This window comes from Granulicatella sp. 20925_1_28, from assembly GCF_041433575.1.
In the GTDB taxonomy this organism is placed as follows: domain Bacteria; phylum Bacillota; class Bacilli; order Lactobacillales; family Aerococcaceae; genus Granulicatella.
Window position 1 is genome coordinate 1 of sequence record NZ_JAPWBS010000023.1, and the last position, 9,762, is coordinate 9,762.

A 9,762-nucleotide genomic window follows, 5' to 3' on the forward strand; every position below is an offset into this window, starting at 1 on the left:
AAAGGCGAAGGATACGGTTCTTCAGCAGATTCAATCGTGACAAACGGACCGTTCAAATTAGAAGGATGGACAGGTTCTGAACTTTCTTGGAAACTTGTGAAGAACGACGGCTACTGGGATGCAGCAAACGTTCAATTACAAGACGTCACTGTGAATGTATCGAAAGAAGTAGCGACTTCTGTTCAATTATTTGACGGAAAACAAGTACAATACACAACAATCAGCGAACAATTCGTTGATCAATACAAAACGCAACCAACGTACCACGCGATTCCAAAGGCAACAATGGGATATATGAGTTTCAACGTAGAACGTAAGATTACAGGAAACAAACACTTCCGTCGTGCAATCGCGATGGCATACGATAAAGCCGCTCTTGTAAACAACGTATTAAAAGACGGCTCAATCGTTTCAAACGGTCTTGTTCCAAAAGGGTTTGCTGAAAATCCAGAAACTGGTAAAGATTACGTGGAAGACCGCGGCGACTTACTCAGCTACAATGTAGAAGAGGCGCAAAAAGAATTAGCACAGGCTAAACAAGAGTTAGGCATGGACACGATTGAAGTGACATTACTAACGTCAGATGCAGGTAGTGCGAAAGTGGTCGGCGAATATTTACAAGCGCAAATCCAAAAGAACTTACCAGGCGTTACATTGAACATCAAATCAGTTCCATTGAAAAACCGTCTTGAATTACAACGTGCAGATGATTTCGACTTCTTCTTCGGAACATGGGCACCTGACTATCAAGACCCAGTGAACTTCTTAGAACAATACGTAACAGGTGGCGGAATCAACTTCGCGAACTACTCAAGCGAAGCCTACGATAAAGCCGTTGCTGAAGTGAAAACAACATACGCAACGAAACCAGAAGAACGTTACAAACAAATGATTGCGGCAGAAAAAATCGTGATGGATGATGCGGTTGTCGCTCCAATCTACCAAGCAAGCCAAAGCTACTTACTTGCTGAAAACGTAGAAGGATTCGAAGTACTTCCATTCGGACGTACGATTAACCTTCGTCAAGCCTATGTAAAATAATCAAAAAATAAGAGACTCGAAATTTCGAGTCTCTTTTCGTTTTTAAAAAAGCAAAATGTAACATATAAGTTACATTTTATAAAATCTCTCTTTGAACGATTTCGTCCAGAGAGGGATTTTTTATAAGGCTTTTGTCATATGGTAATACGGGTGGCCGCTCAGTACGCGTTCACTTTCAGGCGTGTAGCCCAGTTTTTCGTATAATTTGTAGGCCTTCGTATTATCCTTCTCGCAGTTGAGGGCGATTTTGGTAGCCCCTTGTTGACGCGCTAAGTTTTCGACTTCGACCAATAATTTACGGCCGATTCCAAGGCGACGATATTCGGGATAGACCGCTAAAATATCGATGTACCATTCACCGGGCATCGTCTCCTTATCCTCGTAGAGCGGAATTTGATGCGGGGTATTGTAATCCTCGTACAATCGGTGAAACGGGTCGTCAATCGCATCTTCTAAGTGTCCGTGATAGCCAAAGATGGTCCCGGCGACTTTTCCTTCATGAATATACACAAGCGTGTTCTTCAGTCCGTAGCGAAACTGGTCATCGAGCATGGCTTCTTCTAGCATCGCGTAGAGCATTTCCGGGCTTGTATGTTCCAGAATCAGCAGTTCCATATCTTGCATAATCAGTTCGATTAGCGGGATGATTTGTCGTCTCTCATCGCGCTTAGGTTGTCTAATCATTTCTGAACTCCTTGGAATTGTTCCCGATAATCCGTTGGCGAAATTCCCGTACTCTTACGGAATTGTTTTGAGAAATACGTTGGAGTCGTGAACCCAACAATATCCGCCACCTGTGAAATCGAGTAATTGGTTGTTCGTAGTAAGATTTTACTCTCTTTAATACGAATGTCAATGAGATATTCCATCGGAGACATGCCGATTTCTTTCTTAAAGCTGTGAGAAATATAGAATCGGCTTAAGTGCGTCATGGAAGCGAGGTCTTCTAGTTGGATACTTTCATGATAGTACGTTTCTAAGTAGTGTTTGATAAACGAAATATCCTTTGTAGCCTTGCTTTGCTTGCCGACTTCAAGATCGAAGTGTTGGTGACGCAAGATTTTAATTAATAAGATTTCTAATAAATTGTGGCACACTAATTCATAGCTCATCTGTTGAGAAGTGGCTTCTTGTACCATCGCATTCAAATAACGCAAGATGTCTTTTTGCTCATCTCGCAAGTTGAAGAATGAAAATGGATGTCCGTCTTCTGAGACAGGCGTTAAATTCGAGAAGGAGAGCCCTCGAATTCCCAAAACGATATATTCCAGCGGTTCATCCGGAGAAGATAATTCTGTATGTTCTACTTGCGGATTGATAATGACAAAGTCGTTTGGTTTTACAGGGAAACGTTGGCCTTGAATATTAAACTCGCCTTTTCCATCTACAACGTAAAATAATTCCGTAAAAGGATGTGTATGGAGCGTGCTATGCCAGTCGCTGTCATATTTAGATTTTGTGATAGATTCCAATTGAAACGATAAGTTCTTAATATCGGATTCCATCATTAAATAACGTTCATTGCTCATTGTCTAACCTTTCCATTTCTAAAGAGAGTTAAGAATATTATACACGTTGGGGAAAACGGTATCAATCTTAAACATTATATAAATTTTAAGTGAAATATTTAATAAAAGTTATGAAAAATTATTGGGAGCAAGTTTTCATTCAGGTTTGGACGATTTAAACGAAGAAAAATCAAGTTTGCTTGACGCAACAAGAAAGGACAGGTATTCTAACCAAGAGTAAGAAAGGAGATTCATGGAAAGTAGGAACTAAATTTTCTAGAACCTAAAATCAGAGTAGACTTTATTGCGTTAAGTGCCCGGCGGATGGAATGTTGCCACTGGGACGAAAATGGAAACATTGCGGTAATTTAGTCGCATTCGCTGCATTTAAACAACACTAGAAATAGAAGAAGTTAAATGGAGCAACTCTTTACAATTAAAGGAGATGCTAATATGGAAAATACAAAGAAATACAATCGAAAAAGAACACTGGATATTACAGTGATGGCGATGGTCGTAGCCATTCGTCTTGTCATGGAAATGTTGCCGGCCATTAAATTCGGCCTCTACGTACAAATCGGCTTCGGGTTTATCGGAGCAGCCATCGCAGGGGTGATGCTTGGACCATGGCGCGCGGCACTTGTGGGAATCCTAGTCGATATCCTCGGGAACTTCTTCCACGGAGAGACTGGACAATTCTTCATCGGATACACATTCACAGCCCTTGTCGGAGGACTCATCTACGGATACTTCTTATATAAGAGACCACTCAGATGGGAACAAATCTTTATGACAGTATTGCTTGTCACAATCGTTTGTAACCTCGGACTGAATTCAATATGGGTGCATATGATGACGCAAAAAGCCTTCGCCGTCATTATGCCACTGCGAATCCTGAAAAATATGATCTCGCTCCCATTGAATACCGCCATCCTAACCGTGCTCTTTTCAAACAAAACCATGAAAATCTTAATAGAAAAATACAGGGTGTGAGGCTTCGCGCCCAGAAATGGAACGTTGGACCCGAACGACGCAAAGGACTCGAAACGAGTCGTGCGTACGTTTGGGGAAACGCATGCCATTTCTGCGAAGCCGAACCCGACTAAAACAGGAGGGCGAACGCTCAGGACTGAACCACTGGACCAGAATAACGCAAGGGACTGCTTGCAGTCGTGCGGATATTCTGGGAAGCAAAACTTCACAGTGCGAAGTTTTGCAGTCCTGTGAGCCCGAATTCAACTCCACAGGGTGTGAGGCTCTTGCTAGCACCCCCTCCCATTTAGGAGTAGAATAGAACCAAAGAGCAACTATATAAACTAGTTTAAGCGAAGGGAGGCAAAACCATGCCATTTATTCATGTTGAAATGATCGAAGGAAGAAGCCGTGAACAAAAAGAAGCCCTTGTCAAAGAAGTGACAGAAGTGGTCTCTAAACACACTGGCGCTCCAACAGAACACATTCATATCATTATTCAAGAAATTAAAGCCGAAAACCTTGGCCAAAACGGCAAATTAAGAGGCTAATAAACTTTGTTTTTACATCAATGTTGTTAATTCCTAGTTTACAGGAGGAGTACTATGATTAATAATAGTGATTTTGGTGGTTTTATTGTTTCGAATAATATTCTTGAGGGTAAGCCGATTCGATATACTTTTCGTGATCAATCTTCAATACCTCCGATGAATGGATGGACTCTATTATCCATTGAAGATGATGAAGAGTATCTTTCAGATGCAGCTAATTTTAAAATTCTAGGAGCCGATTCCATATATGAGATTGCTCCAGTAATGCTAGAGATTTTCGAAGCACCGTATGGGACAGATTTATGTTGGCTATATGAAGAGGGTGTTCATGTTGGCTTTTACGATTTAGTCGAAGAGAGAGAAATTACGATAGAAGAAATTTTATCTTCAGAAAATTAAATAGATTACACCCAAACTCAAGCTGGCAGAATTGCTGTTGGCTTGAGTTTTTTTATTCAAAAAATTTTTTAAACATTATTGTTGACATTTGTAGATTACTGGTGTAAACTAACAATGTAAATTACAAATGTAAACGAAAGCGGTGAAAGTAATGAGCAAACAAAAAGAGTACATTATTGAAGGAATGAGTTGTGCTTCATGTGCCATGACGATCGAGAATGCCGTCAGCAAAATTCCGGGCGTTGATAAAGCTAGCGTCAACTTGGCAACCGAAATCATGACTGTTGAAGCAAACGATAGCGTGACCCCTGAAGACATCGCCAAAGTGGTCGATGGTGTGGGATACAGCGCTCGTCCTCGTGGCAAATCAGTGGAAGAAGAACTCGAAGAAAAGAACGAAAAGAAAGAAGCGCACTTAAGAGAAATGAAGCGAAACCTAACCATTTCAGCGATTTTCACCGTGCCACTTCTCTTTATCGCAATGGCCGATATGGTTGGAATTCCAATGCCAGCCTTTCTAAGCCCAATGCAAAGTCCTGTGAGCTACGCGTTGATTCAATTAGCGCTCTCTCTCCCAATTGTCTGGATTGGGCGTCGTTTCTTCGTGGATGGATTTAAAGCCTTATCTAAAGGTCATCCAAACATGGACAGCCTAGTCGCACTTGGCACAAGCGCTGCGTTCCTTTATAGCCTTTACGGAACGTACCACGTATTAGAAGGGCACGCGCATTTTGCGATGAACCTTTACTACGAATCAGCCGGCGTTATTTTAACCTTAATCACACTTGGAAAATACTTCGAAGACGTGTCAAAAGGGAAAACATCCATGGCGATTCAAACGCTCGTAGGACTCGCTCCTAAAATGGCGACGGTTTTACGCGACGGACAAGAAGTAGAAGTTCCTGTAGAAGAAGTGCAAGTGGGCGACCTCATTCGTGTTAAACCGGGTGAAAAAGTTCCAGTCGATGGCATCGTAACAGAAGGAAACTCAACCGTTGACGAATCGATGTTAACAGGGGAAAGTATTCCAGTATCGAAATCAGTTGGCGATGAAGTGATTGGGGCAAGTTTAAATAAAACAGGTTCTTTCATTCTAAAAGCAACAAAAATCGGGAAAGACACAGCTCTCTCTCAAATTATTCAGTTAGTCGAACAAGCACAAGGATCCAAAGCACCGATTGCCAAACTGGCCGACAAGGTTTCTGGAGTATTCGTTCCAATCGTAATCGTCTTGGCTCTTGTTTCTGGACTTGCTTGGTATTTCCTTGGACAAGAATCATGGGTATTTGCCCTCACGATTACCATCTCAGTGCTCGTTATCGCCTGCCCATGTGCGTTAGGGCTTGCGACACCAACTGCTATCATGGTTGGGACTGGTAAAGGGGCCGAGAATGGAATCCTTCTTAAGAGTGGGGAAGCGTTGGAAGAAGCCAACCACGTGAATATGGTTGTTTTCGACAAAACAGGTACGATTACAAACGGAACTCCTGTGGTCACAGATGTGGTCACTGCCGATTCTACCGATGCGGATGCCCTCATTCGCCTAGCTGCTAGCCTTGAAGTAGCGTCCGAACACCCTCTTGGCGAAGCGATTGTTGCCAAAGCCAAAGAACAAGGGGTTGCATTTGATGAAGTGACGAACTTCGAAGCCATTCCTGGTTTTGGGATTAAAGGCCACGTTGGTGAAACGCTCGTCTTCCTCGGAAACGAAAAATGGATGCGTGAAAATGGTCTTGCCAATGTTGAGATGAACGACAAAGCCAATCATTTTGCCGAACAAGGAAAAACACCGCTCTATATTGGCTATAACGATGCCGTACAAGGTTTGATTGTTGTAGCGGATACTGTTAAAGAAAGCAGCGCGCGTGCCATCCAAACCCTACATGAAATGGGCATTCAAGTCGCTATGATGACAGGGGACCACGAACGAACTGCACAAGCGATTGCTGCTGAAGTGGGGATTGACCGCGTATTTAGTGAAGTTTTACCGCAAGATAAGGCGAATTATGTCTCAAAATTACAAGAAGAAGGCTATATTGTGGCGATGGTGGGAGATGGTATCAATGATGCCCCAGCGCTTGCACAAGCACAAGTCGGTATCGCAATCGGTACCGGAACAGACGTAGCCATCGAATCTGCAGACGCCGTCTTAATGAAGAGCGACTTGATGGATGTACCAGCGATGTTAAAACTTAGCCGTGCAACCATCCGTAATATTAAAGAAAATCTATTTTGGGCATTTGCCTACAACGTTATCGGAATTCCATTTGCGATGGGAGTTCTTCACCTATTTGGCGGACCACTCCTCAACCCAATGATTGCCGGAGCCGCAATGAGCTTCAGTTCCGTATCCGTTGTCCTCAACGCCCTTAGATTAAAACGCTGGAAAGCATAACTATAAAGGAGAGATTTATGATGAAAAAAGAATACAATTTAGAAGGAATCACATGCGCAGGATGTGCCAACACAGTGAAAGAACGTTTCTCAAGCGTACCAGGCGTAACAAACGTTGAAGTCAGCTTAGAAAACAAAGTAGCTACAGTCGAAGGAGACGCAAGCGTCGACGCATTACAAGCATCTCTTGAAGGCACAAAATACAGCATCAAAAAATAATCAACCCCAAAAAGGCCGAGCGATTTCGCCCGGCCTTTTTTCTATCTGTCATCCTTTTCCCGCAATCCATTGTTAGAAGAAGTAAATAGAGTAGAGCGTTGCGAACAACACCAATTGTGGCTTCGAGGAATCTATTCCTATCTCAGCGCCTACTTTGTCTCTCTCCCTTCCTCCGCAATCCATGGTTAGAAAAAGAAAATAAGTAGAGCGTTGCGAACAATACCAATTGTGGTTTCGGAGAATCTTGCGGATTCTATAGTAATAGTGATGGGAGTTTGCATTAAAATGAGGGAGAAAGACAGAAATGGCCAAAATAGAAGAAACTATTTTGGCCATTTCGTTTTCTTTCCCCCACAAAGTTGAATAGGGACGAGCGAGTTACATGTAGCGAAGCTCGTTCCATTCAACCACTGTGCATAGGGGACGTAGGAATAAAATTCCGTACGTCCCCTTTGAGGCTTTAAAGGCGAGAGACCTTAGGCTCGAGCCGGTGCCTCATCTTCGCCTCTCATCCATTCTCCCGCATTCCATGGTTAGAAAAAGTAAATAAAGTAAAGCGTTGCGAAAAAAACACCTAGGATTCTATACGAGTAGTAGTCGCGAGTGTACTCGATGCGAATTACAGACTCAGGAAATGAAATTTCCTAGAGTCTGTTTGAGGCTCGAGAGGTCTGAGACCTTGGCTCAGACCGGTACAGCCATTACTACTCGTATGAAAAAATCCTAGGTGTTTAGAAGAGCAACGCTCTTCACTTATGATGTTTATTGTTTATTATTTTACTTCAACACGTTCTAACCATGGAGTTGCAGTTTCGCCTAAAACAACGTTAAGGTCTTCGATGTTCTTACGTCCTTGATTTGCTAACCACGCACGACCAGCTTCTTCCCCTTCAGTCGCAAATACAGCTACAGCATCTTTCCATGTTGCACGACCACATAACACACCATTGAAAGTAGAACCAGCTTCTTTCGCAAAGCGTAGAGTTTCTTGGAATAATTCAGCAGAAACACCAGCACTTAAGAAGATGAATGGTAGGTCAGTGATTTCAGATTGTTCTTTGAATAAACGTAATGCTTCTTCGCGAGTATAAACAGGTTCAACGCCTTCTTTAGTGAAGCCTTCTACGAAGTTCATGTTTACTGGAACTTCTACTTTTAATACGTCAACGTTGTAACGTGGGTCAGAGAAGACTTTCATTGCGTCGTTTACTTTATGAGGTTTCACTTTTGCGTATGCAGCTGATTTCACATCGTCGTCACTTGCTTCGTAAGAAACGATTTCTAAGAAGAATGGAATATCTTCTGCCACACATTCGCTACCAACACGTTCTACCCACGCATGTTTGATGTCGTTGATTGCTGGATCTTCGTCAATATCATAGTATAAAAGAACTTTAACTGCGTCAGCGCCTAATTCTTTAATGCGTTTTGCAGACCAGATTGGAAGTAAGTCTGGTAAGCGGCCGATTTCTGTTGCGTCGTAACCAGTTTTTTCGTAAGAGATTAAAAGTCCGCAGTCTTCGTGGCGTAATTTTGCAGCTGGAAGACCGTATTCAGGGTCTAAAAGAATTGAAGAAGAGAATTTTGTTAATTCTTCAGAGATTAATTCTTTGAAGCGGATGATGCCTTCGTCCCCTTTTACATTTGGATTTCCTGCAGCAATCATTTTTTTCAATGAACCACGTTGGTCAATCGCTAAAGCACCGATGACATGGTTTTTGTTTGAAAGTTTTACTAAGTGATCATATTTTCCTTTTGTTAATACTAATTTTGACATAATAACACTCCTTTAGTTGTTTTTATTTTATTAAGCTTCGAAATAAGGCTTACCGTCTAAGTAAGTCGCTTTGAGTTGTAACTCATCGTCTAATACGATGAAGTCCGCTGCGTACCCTGGGTCGATGCGTCCGCAAACGTCGTCGATACCGACTGATTTTGCAGGAACAAGGCTAGCCATTGTAAGAGCTTCGTGTGGAGTCGCAATGCCCCATTTCACAACGTTTTGAACCCCTTGGATGAGTTCTAGGATACTTCCAGCAAGGCTACCGCCGTCTTTCAAGCGAGCCGTACCCTCTTTTACGATAACAGGGAATTCTCCAAGCATCGATTCGCATTCGCCCATACCGCCCGCACGCATGCAGTCTGTAATAAGGGCTACATGGTCGTGACCGCAACATTTCATCACGATACTTGCGCTCACTGGGTTAACGTGGTGACCGTCGCAGATGAGTTCGTCGAATACGTTTGGCAATGTGAGTGCCGCACCGACAACTCCTGGTTCGCGGTGGTGTAAGCCGCGCATTCCGTTGTATGTGTGAACGAAGATATTCGCACCGGCTTCAACGGCGTTTTTACAATCTTCGTAAGTACCATCTGTATGTGCAAGAGCTACATAGATGTCTTTTGTTTTAGCGTGTTTGATGAAATCAACGGCACCTTTACGTTCTGGCGCAATCGCGATTTTCTTCACCCAACCGCCAGCGCGTTCTTGCCATTCATCCAAGATTTCAGATTTAGGGTCGCCCATGTATTTAGGGTTTTGCGCGCCTTTGTATTTTTCACAGAAGAATGGACCTTCTAGGAAAATCCCTCTGATTTTAGCGCCGCCAAGTGTTGTGGCGTTATCGCCAATTGTTTGGCAGACATCCGCTAATAATTCGCGAGATGCGGTTAAGGTT

General features: G+C 42.8%; 10 protein-coding genes and 1 riboswitch. Of the genes, 6 read left to right on the forward strand and 4 right to left on the reverse strand.

Annotation, left to right across the window (positions count from 1 at the left end; genetic code table 11):
• The coding region (locus tag O3793_RS08640) for a peptide ABC transporter substrate-binding protein (RefSeq protein ID WP_371446899.1) at positions 1-1,041 on the forward strand (1,041 nt) is incomplete at its 5' end.
• A gap of 120 nt (positions 1,042-1,161) precedes the next feature.
• Here O3793_RS08640 and O3793_RS08645 read toward each other — a convergent pair.
• Complete coding sequence (locus tag O3793_RS08645) at positions 1,162-1,725, reverse strand: GNAT family N-acetyltransferase (protein ID WP_371446901.1); 564 nt, start codon at positions 1,723-1,725, stop codon at positions 1,162-1,164.
• Positions 1,722-2,570, reverse strand: coding sequence for a helix-turn-helix domain-containing protein (locus O3793_RS08650; protein ID WP_371446903.1), 849 nt, complete (start codon positions 2,568-2,570; stop codon positions 1,722-1,724). The genes O3793_RS08645 and O3793_RS08650 overlap by 4 nt, the downstream gene beginning before the upstream one ends.
• A gap of 267 nt (positions 2,571-2,837) precedes the next feature.
• A riboswitch (THF riboswitch) is annotated at positions 2,838-2,935 on the forward strand.
• A gap of 67 nt (positions 2,936-3,002) precedes the next feature.
• On the opposite strand from O3793_RS08650, the gene O3793_RS08655 reads away from it, so the two are divergent.
• The 5 genes from O3793_RS08655 to O3793_RS08675 all read left to right on the forward strand — a co-directional run bounded on the left by O3793_RS08655 (position 3,003) and on the right by O3793_RS08675 (position 7,084).
• Entirely contained in the window at positions 3,003-3,542 is a 540-nt protein-coding gene (locus O3793_RS08655; RefSeq protein WP_371446904.1) for a folate family ECF transporter S component, read from the forward strand.
• Positions 3,543-3,892: 350 nt separating this feature from the next.
• On the forward strand, positions 3,893-4,072 hold the full coding sequence (locus O3793_RS08660) for a 2-hydroxymuconate tautomerase (protein WP_005606505.1): 180 nt from the start codon (positions 3,893-3,895) through the stop codon (positions 4,070-4,072).
• 54 nt (positions 4,073-4,126) lie between these two features.
• Positions 4,127-4,471, forward strand: a complete 345-nt coding sequence (locus O3793_RS08665; protein ID WP_285252131.1) for a DUF2185 domain-containing protein — start codon at positions 4,127-4,129, stop codon at positions 4,469-4,471.
• A 151-nt stretch (positions 4,472-4,622) separates the two neighbouring features.
• Positions 4,623-6,866 carry a heavy metal translocating P-type ATPase gene (locus tag O3793_RS08670; RefSeq protein ID WP_371446905.1) on the forward strand — a complete coding sequence of 748 codons (2,244 nt, stop codon included), beginning with the start codon at positions 4,623-4,625 and terminating at the stop codon, positions 6,864-6,866.
• 20 nt (positions 6,867-6,886) lie between these two features.
• On the forward strand, positions 6,887-7,084 hold the full coding sequence (locus O3793_RS08675; protein WP_371446912.1) for a heavy-metal-associated domain-containing protein: 198 nt from the start codon (positions 6,887-6,889) through the stop codon (positions 7,082-7,084).
• Positions 7,085-7,856: 772 nt separating this feature from the next.
• Here the strand turns inward: O3793_RS08675 and lacD are convergent.
• Together lacD and O3793_RS08685 are read right to left on the reverse strand one after the other, a co-directional pair.
• Positions 7,857-8,861 (reverse strand): tagatose-bisphosphate aldolase, encoded by a 1,005-nt coding sequence (lacD, locus tag O3793_RS08680; RefSeq protein ID WP_371446908.1) that lies wholly within the window; start codon positions 8,859-8,861, stop codon positions 7,857-7,859.
• Positions 8,862-8,891: 30 nt separating this feature from the next.
• The coding region (locus O3793_RS08685; RefSeq protein WP_371446910.1) for an N-acetylglucosamine-6-phosphate deacetylase at positions 8,892-9,762 on the reverse strand (871 nt) is incomplete at its 5' end.

Bases quoted from the DNA above. Each gene is read 5' to 3' on its own strand.
- lacD (WP_371446908.1), bottom strand. From the start codon at position 8,861: ATGTCAAAATTAGTATTAACAAAAGGAAAATATGATCACTTAGTAAAA.
- O3793_RS08650 (WP_371446903.1), bottom strand. From the start codon at position 2,570: ATGAGCAATGAACGTTATTTAATGATGGAATCCGATATTAAGAACTTA.
- O3793_RS08670 (WP_371446905.1), top strand. From the start codon at position 4,623: ATGAGCAAACAAAAAGAGTACATTATTGAAGGAATGAGTTGTGCTTCA.
- O3793_RS08660 (WP_005606505.1), top strand. From the start codon at position 3,893: ATGCCATTTATTCATGTTGAAATGATCGAAGGAAGAAGCCGTGAACAA.
- O3793_RS08665 (WP_285252131.1), top strand. From the start codon at position 4,127: ATGATTAATAATAGTGATTTTGGTGGTTTTATTGTTTCGAATAATATT.
- O3793_RS08675 (WP_371446912.1), top strand. From the start codon at position 6,887: ATGAAAAAAGAATACAATTTAGAAGGAATCACATGCGCAGGATGTGCC.
- O3793_RS08655 (WP_371446904.1), top strand. From the start codon at position 3,003: ATGGAAAATACAAAGAAATACAATCGAAAAAGAACACTGGATATTACA.
- O3793_RS08645 (WP_371446901.1), bottom strand. From the start codon at position 1,725: ATGATTAGACAACCTAAGCGCGATGAGAGACGACAAATCATCCCGCTA.